This is a genomic window from Enterococcus sp. S183_ASV_20 (assembly GCF_018919685.1).
GTDB lineage: Bacteria > Bacillota > Bacilli > Lactobacillales > Enterococcaceae > Enterococcus > Enterococcus faecalis.
Genome location: NZ_JAHLRI010000029.1, coordinates 1 through 21,614, shown reverse-complemented (window position 1 = coordinate 21,614; position 21,614 = coordinate 1). Strand labels below are relative to the sequence as shown.

Genomic DNA, 21,614 nt, shown 5'->3' with positions numbered 1-21,614 from the left:
AATCAGAGTGTAATCAGTCAGGAGGTTTTGTGATGGATTTGGAAAAAGTTTTAAAACAAAGAATCGAAGAGTTGTCAGCAATTGGGAGTGATCCTGCAGGAGGGATGACACGCTTACTTTATACAGATTCGTGGTTGGCAGCACAAAAGTATGTGCAAAGCCAAACTGAGGCGTTTGGACTGGAAACGCAATTTGACGAAGTCGGGAATCTGTTTTGTCGAGTGGCAGGAACGGAATTTCCTCAGGAAACGATTTTAACTGGGTCACATATCGACACAGTAGTTAATGGTGGGACCTTAGATGGTCAATATGGTGTTATTGCTTCCATGACGGCTGTTCAATATTTATTAGACAAATATGGGAAACCACGGCGTTCTCTAGAAGTGCTTTCCATGGCTGAAGAAGAAGGGAGTCGTTTTCCAACGGTTTTCTGGGGAAGCAAAAATGTCGTTGGTGAAGCCAAACGTGAAGAAGTAGTCGACATCTCTGACAACGAAGGCAAAAAGTTTGTTGATGAGATGCATCGCCAAGGCTTTGATTTTCGGCAGGAGCAAACTAGACGTGAGGACATTGAAGCATTTGTCGAAATTCATATTGAACAAGGCAATATTTTAGAGAACGAAAAGCTCCAAGTCGGTGTTGTTCATAGTATTGTAGGGCAACGTCGCTACACGGTTAACTTAAAAGGGCAAGCCAATCATGCAGGCACTACGCCAATGAGTTACCGTCATGATGCGGTGTACGGTTTTGCTAAAATTTGTGCAGAAGCCATTGATCGTGCGAATGAAATTGGGGATCCGTTAGTTTTAACATTCGGTAAAGTCATTCCGAAACCCAATACAGTCAACGTGGTGCCTGGAGAAGTGGAATTTACAATTGACTGCCGTCATACCGACGCTGCTTTTTTACGACATTTTACCGGTGAATTAGAAGAACGGATGAAGACAATTGCTCAAGAATTAGGCTTAACGATTGCGATTGACCGCTGGATGGATGAAGCCCCTGTACCGATGAATCAAGCAATTGTAGAAGTTATTGAACAAAAAGCCAAAGAAGGCAAGTATCAGTATCGTATGATGCATAGTGGTGCTGGGCATGATTCGCAAATTATTGCGCCCCATTACCCGACAGCGATGATATTTGTGCCAAGTATTGGTGGGATTAGTCATAATCCAGCAGAAGCAACGGCATTTCCAGATTTGGTTGAAGGCGTCAAGCTTTTAGCAGATACCTTATATGAATTAGCGTATAAATAAGATAGAAAAGGAAGAATTGTGATGGGTTATAAAAATAATCGAGTTGGTTACCAAAAAGAATTGTTAACATCAAGAGCTGTGATAAAAAAAGACAATTACGCCATTATTCCCCATGATGGTTTGGTGCAAAATGCAGTACCTGGTTTTGAAAATGTCGATATTTCCATTTTGGGATCGCCTAAATTAGGTGCGACATTTGTGGATTACATTGCTACGTTTCATAAAAATGGTCAACAAACAACTGGTTTTGGTGGCGACGGGATTCAAACGTTGGTTTATGTCATTGACGGTCGTTTGCGCGTTTCAGATGGTCAAGAAACTCATGAACTTGAAGCCGGGGGCTACGCCTACTTTACGCCTGAAATGAAAATGTATTTAGCGAACGCACAGGAAGCGGACACAGAAGTTTTCTTATATAAAAAACGCTATCAGCCGTTGGCAGGCCATCAACCTTATAAAGTGGTTGGGTCAATTCATGACCAACAACCAGAAGAATATGAAGGAATGACAGACGTGTTACTTTGGAGTTTATTACCGAAAGAGTTTGACTTTGATATGAATATGCATATCTTATCTTTTGAACCAGGCGCTAGTCATGCCTACATTGAAACGCATGTCCAAGAGCATGGTGCGTATTTAATTAGTGGCCAAGGGATGTACAATTTGGACAATGAATGGTATCCAGTGGAAAAAGGGGACTATATTTTCATGAGTGCCTATGTGCCACAAGCAGCCTATGCGGTTGGCCGTGAAGAACCGCTAATGTACGTTTATTCCAAAGATGCCAATCGTGAACCAGAATTATAAAGAAAAGCCGAATGTAAAGTAATGACCTCGGAACAATAGGATTTGAACACGCAGTGGTGAACGGTAGAGTCCTTTTTCTTGGTAGACGTTACTTTTATTCGGCTATTTTCCTGTTAATTATTTTCCTGAAAGTTCCAGCGCTACCCGTAAGAGTAAACTCGTCTCAGGCTCTTGAATAGAGGTGCCTAATAATTTTTCACATTGATTCATGCGATATTTAATGGTGTTTCTGTGAAGGTAAAGAGCGTTGGCCGTTTTAGTAATTTCGCAATTGAAATCTAAAAAAACTTTCAAGGTTTTTCGTAATTCTTGTAACGTCGGTTCCGTCGGATAGGCCAACTCTTTCAATTGTTGCTGGCAAAAGTATTCAACATCTTCAGTGCCAATCTTTTCAAAAAGTCCAGCTAGGCCTTTGGGATGGAACAATTGCACAGTCGCTGGTTTTTGAGCGTGTAAAGAAGCCTCTAATGTCGAGGAAGCTTCAATATAAGAATTAGGCAAATCTTCTAGGTTTTCATAAGCATTGCCTAAAGCAAAGCGAATGGTAATAGGCAAAGCCTGTTGCAAACGTTCAGCGAGGTTTTGCAAAATCATCAAATGGTCATTTTTCTTAGATTGAAAAATCAAGATACTTTTATTTTGATTTTTTAATTTAAACAAGGCGACATCTGGCAGGATTTCCGGCAATTGTTCTTTGAGCCATTGGAAAATTAGTTGCCCTTCCGCTTGCTGATAACGAATATGGGTTTCATTTTCTGGTTTAGTCACGCCGTAGACAATCGCTAATTGATAATAATCACTGTTTATTAAACGATAATTTTTCCAAAGTTCCAACCAATTTTGATGTTTACTCAGCGCTTCTTGATGTGTATCAAGCAAGCGGTCCAAAAAGTCTGTTTTGAGATGCTCAAAAGATTCAGCAATTTTCTGGTTTTTAAATAACATAAAAGTCAAAACTAAAATGGCCTGATCAATGGCAAATTCAGAAATAGGATAAGGAATCTGTTCAGGAGATAAGACCAATAAATAATAGGGAAAATAATCGTTCACACGAATTGGAAAGCCAGCTACTTGAATGTTTTCTTGTCGCTCATCCTGTAAACGAAAGATTTTCTTTTCTTGTGCCAATTGTTGAAAGTGGTCTTTTGATAATTGTTCGATGAAAAACTCCGCCGATTTTTGATTGCCATAAAAATAATTCGAGTGGGCAATCACCTGTTGCCAAGGACTTAATAAAATAATTGGCGCATTTAAAATTTTCGCAAATTCAGCGATGAAACGCGTAGCATCAACATCTTGCATTAATAATGTTGAAAAACGCTTTTGGATGTCAAATGCTACAGACATCTGTTCGGTTTTGCTATCACGAAGATAGCCTACAATTTCATGCAACAACCCGCCGCCTAGTGGCTGTGTGCTAGGAATTTTAATCAGGGGCAAATCAACGGCACTGGCATAGGCAACAATTTCTGGTGAAATTTCGTCAAGGAACCGCCCAACTTTGATTCCTAAAGCCGTACATTCTGCTTGTTTTAGCGAGTCAATAAAAGGTTTCAATTTTTCTTGATCATCTTTATAAATCATTGCCGTTGTTAAAATCATGACATTTTTAGGGATAAAATCAGCCACATCAGGTGTTTCCGTGATTTCTACACTTTCCAAGGGCTGTGTTAAGTTTGAGTGAGACGATAATAATTGTAAGTCAGAAAATCTTGGTAAAGCCAAGACCTCAGCTAATATTTTCATCACAACAACCTCCTTTTTTTTATAGTATAGCGAAGAATAAAAAGGAGTACAAAAGATAGTTATTGAATATGTCTAAAAAACAAAGTCAAAATAGTGCAAATTGAACAATGAATTTCTGAGTTTTTCCAAAGATAATAAAAGAGAAGAATTAAAAATGAAGTGAGGGATTACTATGTATCAACAACCAAATTTTGTACGGCGAACAATCATGACGCCGGGACCAGTCGAAGCCCATCCATCGGTACTTCGTCAAATGGGTCAACCAATTTTAGGGCAATTTGATCCAGAATTTCTACAGATTATGGACGAAGTTCGGGAAATGATTAAAGTACCTTTTGCCACAAAGAATCAACAAGCCTTTGCCATTGATGGCACGTCACGTTCAGGCTTAGAAGCGGGGTTATTTGCATTGATTGAGCCAGGCGACAAAGTGCTTGTGCCTGCGTATGGCCGGTTTGCTTATTTATTAGGTGAAATTTGCGAACGCGCCCGTGCCGAAGTCATTTATTTAGAAAAGGACTGGCTCGCACCGTTTGAACAAACAACGGTGATTGAAGCGATTAAAGAACATCAACCAAAAATTGTTGCGATGGTCCACGGCGAAACGGCGAATGCACAAATGCAACCACTGGATCAAATTGGCGCCTTTTGTCGGGAAAATGAAATTTTCTTCGTAGTAGATATGGTGGCGACTTACGGCGGTGTCGAAACAAAGGTCGATGATTGGAAGATTGATATTGCGGTAGCAGGCACTCAAAAATGTGTCAGTGTACCTTCAGGACTTTCTTTGATTACTTACAACCAACGTGTGGCCGACTATCTGGCGGGCCGTTACCAAAAAGAGTTAGGGCTTGGCGCGGATGCGCGGAATGAACGGTTCATTCAAAGTAACTACTTGGATTTATCGCAATTAGAAAAATATTGGGGACCAGAGCGCTTAAATCACCATACAGAAGCGACTACAATGATTTATGGGCTACATGAAGGGCTGCGCTTGTTACTTCAAGAAGGCATGGAAAATGTCTACGCACGCCATCGGAAAAACGATCGTATTTTAGTTGAAAGTCTACAAAAAATGGGCTTAGAAATTTTCGGGAAGTTAGACACAAAAACACCAACAGTCATTCCTGTGGTCATTCCAGAAGGAATTGATGGTGAAAAGGTGCGAAGCTTATTACTGGATCATTTTAAAGTTGAAATTGCCTCTTCCTTCGGTGATTTAAAAGGAAAAATTTGGCGGGTCGGTAATATGGGTTACAGCAGTCGCGAAGACAATGTGTTGCATTTTTTAAGTGCCTTTGAGACTGTATTGAAACACCAAGGCTATCAATTTGAAGGCGGTAGCGGTAGTACTCATGCATTGGCTGAGTATTTAAACTAAAAAAGAAGGTAGGACAAAGGTCACTACGTAAAAAAAGCGTAGTGCTTTTGTTCCTTGTGAAACGTTAACCAAAAAAATGATTGGTGGAGGAAAAGAAAATGACAGACAAGACAAAAAGTTCGTTGGCTTATTGGAAAAAAATCGTTATTTTACTATGTATGGGTTGGGTAACAATCTGGATTTATCGTTCCGCGCTTTCTCCTGTTTATCCACAAATTCGCGCGTCTCTAAATGGTAACGCTTCCGATACGGCCCTAGGGTCCATTTCTAGCTTTTATTTTCTCGGTTACGTAGTCATGCAGATTCCTGCAGGCTTCTTGGTAGACAAAATTGGGAAAAAACGTGTATTAATTCCAGGATTTATCTTGTTTGCGCTGGCAGCATTACTGATTGCCCAAGCCCAAACGATTGGAACAATTTACTTAGGTAGCTTATTGGCAGGCTTAGGATGTGGTTCTTTCTATGGCTCGGCTTACTCGTTGACGTCGCAAAACATTCCTCAAGCCAAAAAAAGTTTTGCAACAGCTATTGTCAACAGTGGTTCAGCCGTTGGTTCAGGTTTAGGAATGATTTTATCTAGTTATTTAGTTGCCCAAAAAGGATTACCTTGGCAAGTGATGATGTACATTTCCGCCTTTATGATTATTTGTATGTTAGTGGCTTTTCAAGTGATTATTCGCAATCATAAAGAAGACATGGCCTTGATTCAGCCAACCGTTGTTGATGAAAAAGATAACGGAGCGGTAAAAGAAAAAGTGCCCTTTAAAAAACTGTTTGCGCCACATATGCTATTTGCGTATATTTTATATTTTGGCACTTGTTATGCATATTATATGATTGTGACTTGGTTACCTAATTTTTTAAGTACCGAACGCGGTTTCCAAGGAGCGGCAATTGGATTGTCCTCTTCGCTGGTCGCATTTGCCTCTATTCCAGGAGCGTTATTTTTTAGTCGGTTGGCGGATAAGTACATGCATAAAAAAGTTCAATTCATCGTTGTTTTAGAATTTTTAGCAACAGCTATGCTCTTGTTAACTGTACAAGTAAGTAATGCAACGTTGTTATTAATTGCTTTAATTATGTATGGGTTCTTAGGAAAATTAGCTGTAGAACCGATTATTATTTCTTGGCTAGGTGAAAATGCACCAAAAATTGGAATTGGCACTACTTTGGGCGTTTTTAACTTTTTCGGCATGATGTCATCTGTGATCGCCCCAGCTTTGACTGGAAAAATTTCTGACACAACGGGTTCGAAAGTCATGGGCTTTTATATCGCCGTCGTGATTTTACTAATTGGCACGATTCTTTTTATGCTTGTCAATTTAAAAAAACGCGGGGCAGATTCGTCTAATAAATAAAAAAACAACGCAAACTTATCTTTCGCTGAATAAGTTTGCGTTGTTTTACTTTTTGACAATCATATTGATTGCTTGTGCTAATCGCTCTTCTTGTTCTTTAGGATCTTTTTCAGGATTTTCAAAGCAATGCTTTAAATTTTCCGCAACAATCATCCCCATTACGCGATCAATACTAGAACGGACCGCACTCAACTGAGTGATAACATCGATACATTCTTTTTCTTCATCAATCATTTTTTGAATCCCGCGAATTTGACCTTCTGTGCGGCGTAAACGATTCAGCACTTTCTTTTTTTCTTCAGTCATTTTGCCCCTCCTTAAGAGTAGTGATTGGTTTAAAATATACCTACACGAGGTATTTTTGTCAACTATCTTTTCTTTGAATCTAAAAATGGCAGAAAGCTCTTCAGTTGACAAGTCTAACTTTTTCATGTTAAATATACCCCATAAGGTATATAAGAGAAGGAGAACAAAATGTTATTTCAATTGTTTAAAAAAACGCCAAGTATTTCAACAAAAGAATTGCAGTCACGTTTATCTAAAGAGATAACGTTATTAGATGTCCGGACACCTAGCGAATACCGCGCAGGGCATATTCCACAAGCGATTAATGTCCCACTTAACAAAATTCCCGCCTACAACAAATCCGCTAACGAAGTCTATGTGATTTGCCAGTCCGGCATGCGCAGCAAAAATGCGGCCAAAATTTTAGCGAGAAAAAACTATCACGTGATTAACGTTCGTGGCGGGATGTCCCAATGGTCTGGTCAAATTAAAGGAGGAAAATAAATGAAAATTGTAATTATCGGAGGCGTGGCTGGTGGTATGTCAGCAGCGACACGCTTACGTCGTTTAATGGAAGATGCTGAAATTGTTGTCATGGAAAAAGGCCCTTTTGTTTCATTTGCAAACTGTGGTTTGCCTTACTACGTTTCTGGCGAAATCGCAGAAAGAGAGCAACTGCTTGTTCAAACACCCGAAGCGTTAAAGGCACGGTTTAATTTAGATGTTCGTCCTCACCATGAAGTGGTGGCTATTGATCCAATAGAAAAAGTGATCACAGTGAAACATGAAACAGAAATTTTAACAGAACACTATGACAAATTAATTTTATCACCAGGGGCGAAACCTTTTGTGCCACCAATTACAGGATTGGCAGAAGCCAAAAGTGTTTTTTCATTAAGAAATGTTCCTGATTTAGATCAAATTATGACAGCCTTGACACCAGAAACAAAACGAGCCGTCGTGATTGGCGCAGGCTTCATTGGCTTGGAAATGGCAGAAAACTTGCAAAAACGCGGATTAGAAGTCACTCTCGTGGAAAAAGCGCCTCATGTTTTACCGCCATTAGACGAAGAAATGGCCGCTTTTGTCAAAGCTGAATTAAGTAAAAACAATGTTCAAGTAATTACGGGACAATCTGCGGTTGCTTTTGAAGAAGAAGGGCAAGTGATTCGCTTAGAAGACGGTCAAACATTAGCTTCTGATTTAACCATTTTGTCGGTGGGGGTCCAACCAGAAAATACCTTAGCAGTTGAAGCAGGTGTAGCAACTGGTTTACGTGGCGGTATTGTTGTTGATGAACACTATCAAACGAATCAACCCGATATTTATGCGGTTGGGGATGCTATTGTAGTGAAACAACAAATCACTCAAGAAGATGCGCTGATTTCTTTAGCTTCTCCTGCCAATCGCCAAGGACGTCAAGTAGCGGATGTGATTGCTGGGTTAGATAGAAAAAATCAAGGAAGCATTGGGACCGCCATTGTGCGAGTCTTTGATTTAACCGCTGCTTCAACTGGTTTAAGCGAACGGGCTGCTAAAGCTGCTGGACTAACAACAGCTGTTGTGCATATCAGTGGAAAAGACCATGCGGGGTATTATCCTGGCGCAACAGATCTTCAGTTAAAATTAGTTTTCCATCCTACGACAGGGGAAATTTATGGCGCACAAGGAATTGGGGCAAAGGGCGTAGATAAGCGGATTGATATTCTTGCGACCGCTATTAAAGGACAGTTAACTATTTTTGATTTGCCTGAATTAGAGTTTACCTATGCGCCGCCGTTTGGTTCAGCGAAAGATCCTGTGAACATGTTAGGCTATGCAGCGATGAACCTTGTAGAAGGATTGAGTGAAAACGTTCAATGGTATGAGTTATCCAACGAATTAGCTAATGGAGCTGTTTTATTAGATGTCCGTAATCCCGCCGAACGAGCCAATGGTCAATTTAAAAATGCTGTCTCTATTCCTTTAAATGAGTTAAGAGAGCGTTTGGAGGAATTAGACAAGTCAACGGAGTACATTGTTAGTTGTCACAGCGGTTTGCGTAGTTATATTGCAGAACGGATGCTAAAACAAGCAGGCATCTCAGCCAAAAATTTAGATGGTGCTTTTGCGCTATATCGAATGGTAAAACCGGAGGAACTAGAAAATGTATAACACGATTGGCATGCCTGAATTTTATCAGGAAGCAAAACGAAAAAAATTACCGATTATTGATGTACGAGAAGAAATGGAATACCAACTGGGGCATGTCCCTCAGGCCATCAACTTACCTTTAAGTACTTTAACCGAAAATTATCAGCAATTAGATAAAAACCAACCCTATTATCTGATTTGTCAAATGGGATCGCGCTCCGCACAAGCGTGTGCGTTTCTCAGTCAACAAGGGTATCAAGTAACCAATGTTCTAGGTGGTACATCTGGCTGGTTGGGTCAATTAGAACAATAAAATAACAAAAAACGTTTATCCTTTTACACAGGATAAACGTTTTTTTGTTAAATAAAGATGTGTCAAAACTGTAAGAGGAATGATAGGAAGATGAAGGGACCAGTTTTTTTATTCATTATATACTAAATAAAATGACAAACTCGTCAACAGAAATCAAGGAGGAACAAATAAATGAAAAAGTCAGGCCAGAAGAAGCGAAATAAAAAAGTGTGGTTCGGTATTGGTGCCGCAGTGGTCGTCGTCGGATTTATCGGAGCAAAAACAGTTTTTTCTTCAAAAGAAGTTGAACCTGAATACACAACGTATACCATTACAGAAATGGCCTCATTAAAATTAGATGGTCAAGTGAGTTTTCTAGATACTCGGGATATTTTCTTTGATCCTTCTTTAGGAAAAATTGCCGAAATAAATGTTGAAAATGGTAAAGAAGTCAAGAAAGATAGTCCATTGTTAACGTACAATAACGCAGACATCCAAGCCACAGAAACAGAACAAGCGAATGCTGTTAATCGAAACAATCTTCAAGTCCAACAAGCACAAGAGAACGTTAACTTAGCCACTCAAAAATACAATGAAGCCTTAAACAAAGTTGCTGCAGCCAAGCAAAAATTAAACACCGCAAAAGAGGCTGAAGAGAAAGAAACACTAAATGCGGAAATTCAGCAATTGAATGAAGCCGTTAGTGCTGCGAATAGTGAAGTCGCCCAAGCTAACCAAGCCCTTCAATTAGCCAACAGTGATGCCGTCGGAGCAGCAAACACGCTTGAACAAACACGTGGCAAAGTCAACACAGTCGTTACAGCACCAATTGATGGCCAAGTCACTGTTGATGCTAGTGCCATGAGTAGTACCGACAAACCAGTCATTAAAATTGCAACACAAAAGAAAAATATTCAAGGAAAAGTAACCGAATATGATTACGATAAATTACAGACAGGGGAAGAAGTAACAGTGACGACCGTTGGTTCAGGTAAATCAGCACCAGGCAAAATTGTTTCCATTGCGCAAACCCCAATAGCTAAAAATGAAGGCAATCCAGTAGTGAGTTATCAATTTACAGTAGAAGGTGATTTTCCTTGGGCAGAAGGCTTGTCTACTAGCATCGCTGTGCCGCAAAAGCAAATGATTATACCGACAGCAGCAATCCAAAAAGAAGGCGAAAAAGAATCTGTCTATGTTTACAAAGCGGGCAAAGCGAAAAAAACACCGATTGAAACAGAAACAAATTTAGGTCGTAAAGTTGTCAAAAGTGGCTTGAACTGGAAAGACCAAGTGATTGCCAATCCCAATAAAGAATTAAAAGATAATCAAGATGTTCAGGTAGCTGCCAATGATTAAGCTAGCCCATATTCATAAATATTATTATTCCGAAGAAGAAACACTGCATGTGTTAGATGATATTAACCTCCAAGTAGACGCTGGAGAATTTTTAGCGATTATGGGTCCTTCTGGTTCTGGGAAATCGACTTTGATTAATTTGCTAGGCTTTATTGATAAAAAGTTTGAAGGAACGTATTTATTTGAAGATCGTGAAATTGGCGACTTCTCTGATAAGGAACTATCCCGAATTAGAAATGAAGCAGTCGGCTTTGTCTTTCAGAATTTTAGTTTAATTGAAACACTAACAGTTGAAGAAAACATTGAATTGCCTCTTTTATATAGTGGGTTAACCCCAAAAGAAGCCAAAGATCGTGTCCACGAAGTTCTGACAAAAGTCGGCTTGCCAGATAAAGGCAAGAAGCATCCAAAACAACTTTCGGGCGGACAACAACAACGTGTGGCCATTGCGCGTGCGATTGTCAATCGGCCAAGTTTTATTATTGCAGATGAACCAACTGGGGCTTTAGATAGTAAAACATCGGAAGAAATTTTAACGCTCTTTCAGCAATTAAACAATGAAGGTGTCACCATTATTTTAGTGACACATGATGAAGAAACAATTGAATACTGCAATCGTTTGATTAAAGTTCGTGATGGAAAGATTTTAGAGGAGGTGCTGACATGAAACGTTCAATTATTTGGAAAACCGCCTTCCGTTCCATTTTGAAAAATAAGCGACGCAGCTTGTTAACGATGCTAGGGATTGTCATCGGGATCGCTTCGGTGATTACCATCGTGGCTATCGGTAACGGCTTTAAAGAAGACATGGTCGATAAATTATCCGCTGAAAAACAAAAAGAAAATGTGAAAAAGATTTCTTTTTCGGCCTACAACACTTCGGATATGTTTAGTGACCAAGCGATGTTTACCGATAATGATTTAGGGGTCGTGCGCATGGTTCCTGGCGTAGAAAAAATTGATTTTGATCAAAGAGAAGTTGATGGCGCTCAAAAAGGTACACTGAATTTTCAAGCAGGACCGAAAAATCTTTCTGTAACCTATGAACTTGCCGACAAAACCACCAAAGAATTGTTGGCGGGACGCCAACTGAATGATGGAGACAATGCAAAACTGGATAAAACAGTGGTGGTTGATGAACTGGTTGCCAAAGAACTCTACCAAGACCCAACTGCAGCAGTTAATCGAACTTTTCCATATAAAGAGCAACTTTTTACCATTGTTGGCGTGACAACCAATACCAGCGGTGCCATTGGTCCAGGTAATGATGACTCATTGCTTTATTTTCCCAAAAAGACCTATGAACATTATTTCGGCAAGCTAAAAGATACATCTACGTTGAAGCTAACAGTGGCACCTGGCTACCAACCAGATCAAGTATTGAAAGAAACAATAAAAACTCTCTCTCAACAAGGAACCATGAAAAACAGTGGGACGTATCAAGAATATAATGTTAAAGATACCATCAAAGAAATGGGCTCTTTATTAAATAATTTAACCTTGTTTATTTCCGCAATTGCGGCTATTTCACTGGTAATTGCTGGGGTCGGCGTTATGAATATGATGTACATTTCGGTCTCAGAACGGATTAAGGAAATTGGTATCCGACGTGCATTGGGCGGGACAGCCAGTGATATTAAAAAGCAATTCTTAACAGAAGGGATTGCCTTGACCTTAATCGGCGGAATTACTGGTTATCTTTTAGGAATGATTATTGCCTACTTAGCCTCAATGGCACTACCGTTTTCTGTTCGACCAGATTTAATGACCGTTTCATTAGCCATTGGGATTTCTGTCTTTATCGGGGTTGTATTTAGCTATTTCCCTGCCTCGGCAGCTTCGAAAAAAGACTTGATCGATATTATGAAATAAATATAAACAGCAAAGAAACAGCCACTTTTGGCTGTTTTTTTTAGTGAAAGTAGAAAAAAATCCAAAGATTTCAAGAGAAAATAGCTAACAAACGTCAAAAGGTTGGTATTAGCTACCAACCTTTTGACGTTTGTCAGCTAAATAAAAAAAGAAAAAATTAAAAAAATAGCACGTTGAGGATTAAATAACAAACATTTTTTAAATAAGACTATTGGAAATCCTTTATAAATCGGGGATTATAGGAATGACTGTTAATGACTGATTTGCTTGTAAATTTCTAAATTTTAATTCGAAAAAATTCCAGTATACTAAATATATCAAAACAAAACACGAAAATTGAGAAAATTTTGAACTAAAAAAGAATTAAGGAGGAATCAAGAATGAAAATAATGGTCATCACAAAAAATATTTTATCAGAAACTGCTTTTCAAAACCGCTTACAGCATTTAGATCACCAAGTTTTTTGTACGACGTGTTTGATTGGTGAAATTAAGGAAAGTCATTTGTTTTATCGAAAATTTGATGCAATCATTCTCAGCGAAACGATTCCTCGCAAAGAACAATATTTATATCTAAAGGAATTAGCCAGAGTTAAAACGCCGTTGTTTCTTCGCTCGGAAGACATTCCTACCTCGGAAGAATTGAGCATTAGCTATCAATATGGCATTCTCAATTGGTTACGATTGGATGCGACTTTGGATACATTAAGAGAAAATCTCCTTTTGGCAGAATTAAATAAACCCATCCAACGAGAAGATGAAAAGTTAGATGTAGAGGGGATAAAGCTAACAGCCGCAGAACGTACACTACTGGCTGTCTTGTATAGTACGCCAAAAGAACACTTACCAATGGAACGCCTTTGTAAATTAATATATGACACAGAAGAAACAGCCAATAATCGAAAAAAAATGACCAAACAGCTGACAAAATTAAATAAAAAAATTCAAGTAGGGGGCTTTAAAAAACAAGGTATCCAAAATACACGGTATAAAGGCTACAAACTGCATCCGCAGTTGCTTCCTTACATTGGCGAATTATTTACTTAAAATAGAGAAGCACTTGACGAATGAAAATCACCATCACAGGATGCCCTTTAAAAACCATGCTATACTAATACTGAATAGTATAGGAGGTGGGTCTGTATGAAAGACGGACTATATTGGGTACAACAATTAAAAGAACAGAAAGTAAGTCACACAGAACTCTTAAAGGATATTGAGAAAAAAGTCCAAAAGTTAAATCCAAAGATCAATGGCTTTGTAACCTTTGACAGCCAAGAAGCAGAAGCAACTTACCAAAAAAATAAACAGCAGGACACACTATTTGCTGGTTTGCCATTTCCTTTGAAAATGTTAGGCCAAGAAAAAGCGGGGTGGTCGGCAACGGCCGGCTCGCAACTTTTTAAAAATAGTACTGCAACAACGACCTCTAACTTTGTCAAACAAGCAGAAACGATTGGTTTGATGCCTTTAGGACAAACCAACGCTCCAGAGTTTGGCTTTAAAAATATTACGGACCCTGCGCTTTACGGGTCAGCCCGCAATCCTTGGAACCTGGAACATTCGCCAGGCGGTTCCAGTGGCGGCGCTGCCGCAGTTGTCGCTAGCGGGATTGTTCCTATCGCCGGCGCTAGTGATGGCGGTGGCTCCATCCGAATTCCCGCCTCTTTTAGTGGCTTAATTGGCTTAAAACCTAGCCGTGGCTCCATGCCTGTCGGCCCAGAAGGCTGGCGGGGCTGGCAAGGTGCCTCGATTGACTTTGCGTTGACTATTTCTATGAGAGACACCAAAGCATTATTTTATGGCCTACGTGGTAGCCACAGTGGCGCCCCCTACCAAGCGCCCTTGGCAGAATGGCAAACACACCCTAAAAAACAACGGCTAAAAATTGCTCTGTGTACCGCTTCGCCTACCGGCTCAATGATTTCGCCAGAAGCAACACAAGCGGCGAAACAAGCGGCTGATTTTCTGGCAGCCGCTGGCCATGAAATCATTGAGATTCCTTATCCAGTCGATGGTGCAGCGCTGATTCGCTCCTATTATCAAATGAACGGCGCAGAAACTACAGCGATGATGAATAGCATTCAACAGGGGCTCGGGCGCCCAATTCGTAAAGAAGAAATCGAACCTTTTTCATGGACCATGCATCAATTCGGCCAAAAGATTCCAGCAGCCACCTATGTTCATTCATTACAGTTGTGGGATCAAGCAGCAGTAACGATGGAAGAACTTTTTCAAAAATTTGATCTGTTTTTATCACCAACAACGGCTTTTTCAGCACCAAAAATTAACGAAGATTTGCAAAGTGAGCACATTCGTCAACGAATGGCGCAAGCAGCAGAATTAACAGAAGCAGAATTAGCTGAATTAATCTATGATTATTTTGATAAAAGTTTACAGCTAACACCATATACTCAACTAGCGAACTTGACAGGACAACCAGCCATCAGCTTGCCCACACATGTTACGGCAACGGGGTTACCCTTAGGTATTCAATTGCTGGCTGCTCGTGGACGTGAAGATCTCTTATTCCAAGTAGGCGAACAATTTGAGCAAGAAGGAAAATTTAAATTACCAGAAAGTTACCGCTAAATAGGGTGTTATTGTGACCAAATTTCAGATAAAATAGACACAAGACAAAAAACTGAGGTGGAAAAATGCTGTACGTAGTGAGACATGGTGAAACAGATTATAATGTGGCCCGTAGAATTTGTGGTCATGCGGAAGCGCAATTGACCGAAAAAGGCTATCAACAAGCGGAATTGGTAGCTGAAAAAATTGCCAAACAAGGAATTCAAATCGACCGTTTACTGGCGTCGCCTTTAAAACGGGCGCAAGAAACAGCACGTAAAATTGCGGAACGAAATCAATTGACGATTGAAACAGAACCTCGTTTAATTGAGATGAATTTTGGTATTTATGATGGTGAACCGATTGAAACAACGGCTTTCCAAGAAAATCGTTCTGAGATTTCCTTGCCGTTTCCAGAAGGGGAATCAGTCCTAGATGTCGCGGGTCGAATTTATCCCTTGATTGAGGAAGTCTTGGCTTCAGAGGAAACTTACCTATTTGTTTGCCACAATGCGGTCATGCGAGTCATTGATAACTACTTCAATGGTAAAAAAATCCAAGATTTCTTGGACTTTCATTGTGAAAATACACAACTTGTACAATACGGAGAATAAAAATCAAGTCTTTAATCTTTTGGTTAAAGACTTGATTTTTTTTTATGGTAGATAAGAAACCGCTTCCGTTTTAATGTATAATAAATTAACTTTTGGATCAAAAAAGAAATGGGGAAAAGACTATGAGAATTGATAATATTCATCAAGCGTTAAAACAGTTTCACGTACAAAATCCAAGTAGCAAAGAAACCTTGTTGCCCGCAACGGCTTCGCAATTAAGTCAGACCTCTGGATATACCCGAACCGCTGTTAGTGAAGAGCTTTCAGAATTAGTGAGAAAAGACCAAGTCGTTAAAGTTAAATCTAGACCAGTGTTATTTTTTGATAAAGACTACTTAGAGGAACAGTTTCCTTTTTTTAAAAGTAGCACGTGCTACGATTCCCTCGCTTCGCTGCAAGAGGACATTTATCAACAGACAGAACAGATACATAAGAAAAAGCAACTACTGAAAATGAATCCATTTGCGAACGTAATTGGTTTTGATGGGAGCTTAGCAGACGCCATCAAGAAGTTGAAAGCCGCTATTTTATATCCGCCTAATGGCTTGAATATTTTACTTACTGGAGAATCTGGGGTGGGCAAAACCTTAATTGCAGAACAATTACACCAATTTTATCAAGTTAAAATGAACCAAGAAGTCCCGTTTATTTATTTTAATTGTGCAGAATATTTCAACAATCCAGAATTATTAACTTCGCATCTGTTTGGCTATAAAAAAGGCAGTTTCACTGGTGCCGTCAATGACCAAAAAGGCTTAGTGGAGTTGGCAGATGGCGGTTTTTTATTTTTAGATGAAGTCCATCGATTAACGAGCGAAGGCCAAGAAAAATTGTTTACAGTTTTGGATAAAGGGTATTTTACACGGATGGGCGAAGCCGAAAAACAAAGAAATGTATCGATAAAATTTATTTTTGCAACAACCGAAGCAGTCAATCAACATTTTTTGAAAACGTTTTTAAGAAGGATCCCTGTGACATTAGCCATTCCAGCTTTAGCCGAGCGCTCTTTGAAAGAAAAAATTCAATTGATTTTGTCCTTTTTCTTAGAAGAAAGTCAACGGATTCAAAAGAATATCCACATTCGTTATGAGGCGTTGAAACAATTAACGTTTACTCATTTTGAAGCCAACGTTGGTGAATTGAAAGCGGCGATTCAATTTATGAGCGCACAAGCCTATTTAGAAGTGTTCGACCAATTAACGGAAACTATTTGCATTGAAGCAAACGAGGGGACAGTCAAAGAGCAACCTGATGTAGAAAGTCTGCTGGCTTTTAATGAGTGGATACCTAACGATGGCCTCACGATTCAATACAACCATTTTTATTTAAGCAGTCAAGAGTTACTTAAATCAGAAAGTCTGAAAAATGATCGTTTTTATAATTTTCTATTGAAAGAATATGCAGATTTGAAGAAATTAACTCTTTCGACAGAGGATGCGCTAGCAATCATGCAAAACAAAGTCGAGCAACTTTATGATATGGATATTTTTGCTCAAGAACCGCTAGCCATAGAGGCCATTGACGAAACATTGCAGCCAAAAATTCAAGAAGCCATTGTCTTTTTTGAACAATTAATCCAAGAAAAATTGACAGAGGATTTCCAGAATATTTTAATTGTCCACCTTTATTCTGCTGTTTTTTATTCTGCACAAATGAATGAAACATTTTATTCAGATACCAAAAATATCTATTCTGGCAAAGTAACCCAGTATCAAGCTGCTAAGACCATGGTGGACTTTCTACAAACATTGTTTGGGATTTCTTTTGCTGATACGGAAATTCTCTTTTTTGATCTATTTATTCGTAAAGTCACAGCTAAAAAAAGAGCGCACTCAGTCGAAGAAAACTGTGGCGTTATCGTCGTTGCTCATGGTACCGCGACGGCCAGCAGTATGGTTGAGTACACCAACCTTTTGTTTTCAACAACGGTCATGCGTGCAGTTGATATGCCGATTAATCAATCCGTGGAAGAAACATTAGAAAAAGTCCGTGCAATTGTAAAGCAAAATCAGTATAAAAAAATTATTTTAATGGTGGACATCGGTTCCCTGGTTTACTTTGGTAATGCTATCAGTCAAACGTTTCAAATGGAAGTGCTGCTAATTAGCAATATCAATCTCTTAACATTGCTAGAAGTGGCCCGAGAAGTCATTTATGAATCGACGGCGTTTGAGTATCTATTACCAGTCTTAAAAGAAAAAAATCATCGCGCTTTGATTTGCAGTAAAGGTCGCTTCAACGAGGCAAAAGTTCTCATTATTTCCTGTCTAACTGGCATGGGGACTGCTATTAAAATTGAACAGTTGTTACTAAAAACTTTTCCTAATGAATTACTAACGAATGTACGCATCATTACTTTAGAGAAAAGAGAAGTGGAAGACATTGATCGCTTGCATTCTTTTGTTCGGAAAGAAGAGAAAATCGTTGGCATCATTGGCACCGTAAAGACAGAAGTGCCAGATATTCCGTTTATTTCTTTACAAGATTTACTATCGAAGCGGGGCATTCAGCTAGTTTTCGAATTATTAGGCCATCATTTAGAAGAAAAACAAAACCAAGAGTTACTAAAGAAAGTTTCAGCTAAATATATTCAAGGATTATCAATCGAAGCTATTACAGACTTACTAACGGTTTTGAATCCGACAACCATTTCAATCGAATTAGCTAAGATTTATTCAGACATTTGCTTGCAAACTAAAATAAAAAGTGACGAAAAGGTTTTACTTCGTTTTATCATTCATTGTGCTTGTATGTTAGAACGGCAATTGTTGAATCCAGAATATGACCCGACAGCTTATGAAGTGTCATATCGAGAGTTGCCAGAAGCTGTATCTGTCATAAAAATGGCGTTTCGACCGCTTGAAGTGTCCTATAATCTGTTGATTCCACCTTTGGAAGTGCGCTATATTTATGAATTGCTCTTTGAAAAGGCTTAATTCAAACGGAAATGAAAGTTGGCACACTTATTGCTTTTAATAAAATGATTAATTAGCAAAGGAGTTTGTTTATGGAAAATGAACCAATTTTACTTTTAACACACAATGGTTGGGGCTTGGAATTAGTCAAAAGCGTCCAGATGATTGTAGGAGAAGTCACAAATGTACATGAAGTAGCATTACAAGCAGAGGATTCACTGGGGGATTATTTAGAACGAGTCACAGAAAAAATTGACCAATTAACGTGGCACAACCAGTTGCTAATTTTAACAGATGTTAAAGGCGGCACACCTAGTAACGTTGCATTACGTTTATCAAAAGATTATGACCTCCTGATTGTGTCCGGATTATGCACATCGTTATTATTAGAATCCGTCATGAAACAAAGTGGTCCTGGGTTTCGTTTACAAGACGCAGAAATGATTCAACAAGCAGCAGTAGACAGTTGTCAAATTTTAGAAATTCCAAAATAAGAAAGTACAGGTGAACAGAATGTCAAAAATCGTATTAACAAGAGTCGATAGCCGTTTAATCCATGGACAAGTAGTGACTAAATGGTTACAACAATCAGGTGCAAATGAAATTTTGGTAGTGAGTGATGAACTAGAGCAAGATGAATTTTTACAAAGTATTTATTTAATGGCGGCGCCTCCAGGGGTTTCTGTAGTAATTAAAGGGATTGAAAATGCCAAAGAATATTGGGAATCGCAAGAAAAGGAAGAGAAAAAGGTGTTATTTTTAGTGCCAGATTTAACGACCTTAAAAGCGATGGTGGACCAAGAAATTATTAAAGAGGAGATTCAAGTTGGTGGCTTAGGTGGCGGACCAAATCGGAAAAATGTTTTAAAAAATATCAATTTATCTGAAGAAGATGTTGCAATTTTGACTGAACTTTTAACGAAGGGCATTCATGTTTTCTTCCAAGCGATTCCCGAAGAAAATCCGCTACCAATTCAAAAATTAATTGAAAAATATCAATCACTATAATCAGAGAAAAAGGAGAGAATCATATGGGCGTTTTAGGTGTTTCAATTATTATGGGACTTTATTATTGGTTTGCACGTTTGCGTTTTGGGTACACATTTTCAGGCATGCTGTCTCAGCCATTAGGTGCAGCGTTGGTGGCTGGTTTAGCAACAGGAAAACTTAGTGAAGCAATGGTTGTGGGGGCGGGGATTCAACTTGTTTATCTCGGAGTCACCTCCACACCGGGCGGCAATGTGCCTAGTGATCCGGCTTTAGCTTCAGCAATCGCGATTCCGATTGCTTTAGGTGTGGGAATGAATGCCGAAGCTGCCGTTGCACTAGCTGTTCCTTTTGGTGTGTTAGGCGTCTTTATGGATCAATTACGGCGCACCATCAATGCGACGTGGGTGCATATGGCTGATAAATATGCGGAAGAGTTAAATTATGGGGGGATTTACCGAGCTGCGTTTGTTTATCCAGCTTTAGCGGGATTTTTAATTCGCTTTCCGTTAGTTTTTGCGGCGAACTTTTTTGGTCAATCTGTGGTGAATAAAGTCTTAGAAGTTATCCCAGCATGGTTGATGCATGGCTTTGAAGTAATGGGTGGTATTTTACCAGCGTTAGGCTTCGCCTTAACAATTATGGTAATTGGCAAGAAAAATTTGATTCCTTATTTTTTAATCGGTTTTGTTGCAGTAGTATATTTTGGCGCAGAAGTTATGGCCGTCGCTATTTTAGGAATCTGTATTGCCTTTTTAGTTAGAAACAAGGCATTGAGTGAGGAGGCAGCATAATGGAACAAATGACACAAGCAAATGAACAACAATTGGAACAGAAAAAAATTACTAAAAAAGAATTATCCAAAGCCTTTTGGATTTATCAACTAGGCTGTGAATTATCAAATTCTTATGAACGTCTTCAAAGTTTAGTTTTTTGTGCATCGATGATTCCTGCAATTAAAAAACTTTACGCAGACGATGAAGAACAACAAAGAGAAGCTCTGAAACGTCATTTGAATTTTTTTAATACTGAAGGAACAGTAGGGGCTTCCATTCAAGGGATTGCAATTGCTATGGAGGAAGAAAAATCCAATGGCGCAGCGATCTCTGATACGGCGATCACATCGATTAAAACTGGGCTGATGGGTCCACTGGCTGGGATTGGCGATTCGATTATTTGGGCAGCATTAATGCCGTTAATCATTTCCATTTTTATTCCAATGGCTAAAGGAGGTAACGTGATTGGAAGTATCGGTCCGTTGGTTCTGTACACAGCCATTACATTATACATCAGTTGGACGTTAGTGAATAAGTCCTATACATTAGGGCGTAATTCAATCTTAAGTTTGTTAAAAGACGGCAAAATTAAGCAAGTCATTTATTCAGCGAATGTTTTAGGAATGATGATGATGGGCGCTTTAAGTGCGAGTTATGTTAAAATTGCTAGCCCGATGACGTTTAAAGTTACTGGCGGTGCCACAATTGTTTTACAAGATATCCTAGATCAAATTATGAAAGGCTTACTTCCTTTAGCAGCAGTCATGGCTATTTATTTTTTCATGGTAAAAAAAGGCCCACGTTACGGTATCATTATCGGCACGATAGTCTTAGTTAGTTTGGTCACTTCATTCTTTGGTTTGTTATAAAGGAGAAAATAATGAATAGTTACGAAAAATTTTACTTAAAAGAAGTCATTAATGCTTCTGGCAAAATGACCATTCTAGGTGTCTCCAAAGTTTCGGAGGCAGTCCTCGCGGCTCAACGATTCGGTGGTGAACATTTCTTTGAAATGAGTGAACTTAGTCTGCAAACAGGGGCCTTTTTAGCCAACTTGTTGAAGGTAGAAGATGCCCAAATCGTTTCCTCGGCTTCGGCGGGGATTGCCCAATCGGTGGCTGCCCTGATTGGAAAAGGCAGCTTGTACCACGCGTATCATCCCTATACAGAAAAAATTGAACAGCGGGAGATTGTTTTACCTAAAGGGCACAACGTGGACTACGGCACGCCTGTAGAAGTCATGGTAGCGCAAGGCGGCGGCCA

At 39.2% G+C, this 21,614-nt stretch carries 20 protein-coding genes and 1 pseudogene; 19 read left to right on the top strand and 2 right to left on the bottom strand.

Going from position 1 to position 21,614, the window contains the following annotated elements; all coding sequences use genetic code 11:
- Positions 1-32: 32 nt before the first annotated feature.
- Together allC and allE are read left to right on the top strand one after the other, a co-directional pair.
- Positions 33-1,256: an allantoate deiminase gene (allC, locus tag KQI94_RS10550; RefSeq protein ID WP_002383320.1), complete on the top strand. Its 1,224-nt coding sequence runs from the start codon at positions 33-35 to the stop codon at positions 1,254-1,256.
- 21 nt (positions 1,257-1,277) lie between these two features.
- Positions 1,278-2,063, top strand: coding sequence for a (S)-ureidoglycine aminohydrolase (gene allE / locus KQI94_RS10545; protein ID WP_002384779.1), 786 nt, complete (start codon positions 1,278-1,280; stop codon positions 2,061-2,063).
- 117 nt (positions 2,064-2,180) lie between these two features.
- Here the strand turns inward: allE and KQI94_RS10540 are convergent, their stop codons facing one another.
- Positions 2,181-3,809, bottom strand: a complete 1,629-nt coding sequence (locus KQI94_RS10540; RefSeq protein WP_002368362.1) for a PucR family transcriptional regulator — start codon at positions 3,807-3,809, stop codon at positions 2,181-2,183.
- Positions 3,810-3,981: 172 nt separating this feature from the next.
- Between KQI94_RS10540 and KQI94_RS10535 the strand changes: the two genes are divergently transcribed.
- Together KQI94_RS10535 and KQI94_RS10530 are read left to right on the top strand one after the other, a co-directional pair.
- Entirely contained in the window at positions 3,982-5,190 is a 1,209-nt protein-coding gene (locus tag KQI94_RS10535; protein WP_002355061.1) for an alanine--glyoxylate aminotransferase family protein, read from the top strand.
- 98 nt (positions 5,191-5,288) lie between these two features.
- Positions 5,289-6,548 carry an MFS transporter gene (locus KQI94_RS10530; protein ID WP_002368361.1) on the top strand — a complete coding sequence of 420 codons (1,260 nt, stop codon included), beginning with the start codon at positions 5,289-5,291 and terminating at the stop codon, positions 6,546-6,548.
- 45 nt (positions 6,549-6,593) lie between these two features.
- On the opposite strand, the gene KQI94_RS10525 is transcribed toward KQI94_RS10530, so the two are convergent.
- Positions 6,594-6,854 carry a metal-sensitive transcriptional regulator gene (locus tag KQI94_RS10525; protein WP_002355063.1) on the bottom strand — a complete coding sequence of 87 codons (261 nt, stop codon included), beginning with the start codon at positions 6,852-6,854 and terminating at the stop codon, positions 6,594-6,596.
- A gap of 168 nt (positions 6,855-7,022) precedes the next feature.
- On the opposite strand from KQI94_RS10525, the gene KQI94_RS10520 reads away from it, so the two are divergent.
- The 15 genes and pseudogenes from KQI94_RS10520 to KQI94_RS10450 all read left to right on the top strand — a co-directional run.
- The gene (locus KQI94_RS10520; protein WP_002365287.1) at positions 7,023-7,337 is read left to right on the top strand and encodes a rhodanese-like domain-containing protein; all 315 of its coding nucleotides are present in this window, start codon (positions 7,023-7,025) and stop codon (positions 7,335-7,337) included.
- The gene (locus KQI94_RS10515) at positions 7,338-8,987 is read left to right on the top strand and encodes an FAD-dependent oxidoreductase (RefSeq protein WP_002368360.1); all 1,650 of its coding nucleotides are present in this window, start codon (positions 7,338-7,340) and stop codon (positions 8,985-8,987) included. It abuts the gene before it with no gap.
- Entirely contained in the window at positions 8,980-9,279 is a 300-nt protein-coding gene (locus tag KQI94_RS10510) for a rhodanese-like domain-containing protein (protein ID WP_002355066.1), read from the top strand. Before KQI94_RS10515 ends, KQI94_RS10510 begins: the two co-directional genes overlap by 8 nt.
- 171 nt (positions 9,280-9,450) lie before the next feature.
- Entirely contained in the window at positions 9,451-10,617 is a 1,167-nt protein-coding gene (locus KQI94_RS10505) for an HlyD family efflux transporter periplasmic adaptor subunit (RefSeq protein ID WP_216454399.1), read from the top strand.
- Positions 10,610-11,284, top strand: a complete 675-nt coding sequence (locus tag KQI94_RS10500; RefSeq protein WP_002365285.1) for an ABC transporter ATP-binding protein — start codon at positions 10,610-10,612, stop codon at positions 11,282-11,284. Before KQI94_RS10505 ends, KQI94_RS10500 begins: the two co-directional genes overlap by 8 nt.
- Positions 11,281-12,489, top strand: a complete 1,209-nt coding sequence (locus tag KQI94_RS10495) for an ABC transporter permease (protein WP_002359134.1) — start codon at positions 11,281-11,283, stop codon at positions 12,487-12,489. The genes KQI94_RS10500 and KQI94_RS10495 overlap by 4 nt, the downstream gene beginning before the upstream one ends.
- A 380-nt stretch (positions 12,490-12,869) precedes the next feature.
- Positions 12,870-13,535: a helix-turn-helix domain-containing protein gene (locus KQI94_RS10490; protein WP_002368356.1), complete on the top strand. Its 666-nt coding sequence runs from the start codon at positions 12,870-12,872 to the stop codon at positions 13,533-13,535.
- 96 nt (positions 13,536-13,631) lie between these two features.
- Positions 13,632-15,080, top strand: coding sequence for an amidase (locus KQI94_RS10485; RefSeq protein ID WP_002368355.1), 1,449 nt, complete (start codon positions 13,632-13,634; stop codon positions 15,078-15,080).
- A 65-nt stretch (positions 15,081-15,145) separates the two neighbouring features.
- Positions 15,146-15,673: a histidine phosphatase family protein gene (locus KQI94_RS10480; protein ID WP_002368353.1), complete on the top strand. Its 528-nt coding sequence runs from the start codon at positions 15,146-15,148 to the stop codon at positions 15,671-15,673.
- A gap of 122 nt (positions 15,674-15,795) precedes the next feature.
- Positions 15,796-18,609: a sigma 54-interacting transcriptional regulator gene (locus KQI94_RS10475; protein ID WP_002368352.1), complete on the top strand. Its 2,814-nt coding sequence runs from the start codon at positions 15,796-15,798 to the stop codon at positions 18,607-18,609.
- 71 nt (positions 18,610-18,680) lie between these two features.
- Complete coding sequence (locus tag KQI94_RS10470) at positions 18,681-19,082, top strand: PTS fructose transporter subunit IIA (RefSeq protein ID WP_002365282.1); 402 nt, start codon at positions 18,681-18,683, stop codon at positions 19,080-19,082.
- A gap of 19 nt (positions 19,083-19,101) precedes the next feature.
- Entirely contained in the window at positions 19,102-19,596 is a 495-nt protein-coding gene (locus KQI94_RS10465) for a PTS sugar transporter subunit IIB (RefSeq protein ID WP_002368351.1), read from the top strand.
- A 23-nt stretch (positions 19,597-19,619) separates the two neighbouring features.
- Positions 19,620-20,369 (top strand): PTS sugar transporter subunit IIC, encoded by a 750-nt coding sequence (locus KQI94_RS10460; protein ID WP_002355079.1) that lies wholly within the window; start codon positions 19,620-19,622, stop codon positions 20,367-20,369.
- Complete coding sequence (locus tag KQI94_RS10455; protein ID WP_002359140.1) at positions 20,369-21,220, top strand: PTS system mannose/fructose/sorbose family transporter subunit IID; 852 nt, start codon at positions 20,369-20,371, stop codon at positions 21,218-21,220. The genes KQI94_RS10460 and KQI94_RS10455 overlap by 1 nt, the downstream gene beginning before the upstream one ends.
- Before the next feature lie 8 nt (positions 21,221-21,228).
- A pseudogene (locus KQI94_RS10450) lies at positions 21,229-21,614 on the top strand (SelA-like pyridoxal phosphate-dependent enzyme); the annotation flags it as partial.

Bases quoted from the DNA above. Each gene is read 5' to 3' on its own strand.
- KQI94_RS10495 (WP_002359134.1), top strand. From the start codon at position 11,281: ATGAAACGTTCAATTATTTGGAAAACCGCCTTCCGTTCCATTTTGAAA.
- KQI94_RS10505 (WP_216454399.1), top strand. From the start codon at position 9,451: ATGAAAAAGTCAGGCCAGAAGAAGCGAAATAAAAAAGTGTGGTTCGGT.
- KQI94_RS10520 (WP_002365287.1), top strand. From the start codon at position 7,023: ATGTTATTTCAATTGTTTAAAAAAACGCCAAGTATTTCAACAAAAGAA.
- allE (WP_002384779.1), top strand. From the start codon at position 1,278: ATGGGTTATAAAAATAATCGAGTTGGTTACCAAAAAGAATTGTTAACA.
- KQI94_RS10465 (WP_002368351.1), top strand. From the start codon at position 19,102: ATGTCAAAAATCGTATTAACAAGAGTCGATAGCCGTTTAATCCATGGA.
- KQI94_RS10455 (WP_002359140.1), top strand. From the start codon at position 20,369: ATGGAACAAATGACACAAGCAAATGAACAACAATTGGAACAGAAAAAA.
- KQI94_RS10500 (WP_002365285.1), top strand. From the start codon at position 10,610: ATGATTAAGCTAGCCCATATTCATAAATATTATTATTCCGAAGAAGAA.
- KQI94_RS10475 (WP_002368352.1), top strand. From the start codon at position 15,796: ATGAGAATTGATAATATTCATCAAGCGTTAAAACAGTTTCACGTACAA.
- KQI94_RS10530 (WP_002368361.1), top strand. From the start codon at position 5,289: ATGACAGACAAGACAAAAAGTTCGTTGGCTTATTGGAAAAAAATCGTT.
- allC (WP_002383320.1), top strand. From the start codon at position 33: ATGGATTTGGAAAAAGTTTTAAAACAAAGAATCGAAGAGTTGTCAGCA.
- KQI94_RS10460 (WP_002355079.1), top strand. From the start codon at position 19,620: ATGGGCGTTTTAGGTGTTTCAATTATTATGGGACTTTATTATTGGTTT.
- KQI94_RS10485 (WP_002368355.1), top strand. From the start codon at position 13,632: ATGAAAGACGGACTATATTGGGTACAACAATTAAAAGAACAGAAAGTA.
- KQI94_RS10490 (WP_002368356.1), top strand. From the start codon at position 12,870: ATGAAAATAATGGTCATCACAAAAAATATTTTATCAGAAACTGCTTTT.
- KQI94_RS10470 (WP_002365282.1), top strand. From the start codon at position 18,681: ATGGAAAATGAACCAATTTTACTTTTAACACACAATGGTTGGGGCTTG.
- KQI94_RS10515 (WP_002368360.1), top strand. From the start codon at position 7,338: ATGAAAATTGTAATTATCGGAGGCGTGGCTGGTGGTATGTCAGCAGCG.
- KQI94_RS10535 (WP_002355061.1), top strand. From the start codon at position 3,982: ATGTATCAACAACCAAATTTTGTACGGCGAACAATCATGACGCCGGGA.
- KQI94_RS10480 (WP_002368353.1), top strand. From the start codon at position 15,146: ATGCTGTACGTAGTGAGACATGGTGAAACAGATTATAATGTGGCCCGT.
- KQI94_RS10525 (WP_002355063.1), bottom strand. From the start codon at position 6,854: ATGACTGAAGAAAAAAAGAAAGTGCTGAATCGTTTACGCCGCACAGAA.
- KQI94_RS10540 (WP_002368362.1), bottom strand. From the start codon at position 3,809: ATGAAAATATTAGCTGAGGTCTTGGCTTTACCAAGATTTTCTGACTTA.
- KQI94_RS10510 (WP_002355066.1), top strand. From the start codon at position 8,980: ATGTATAACACGATTGGCATGCCTGAATTTTATCAGGAAGCAAAACGA.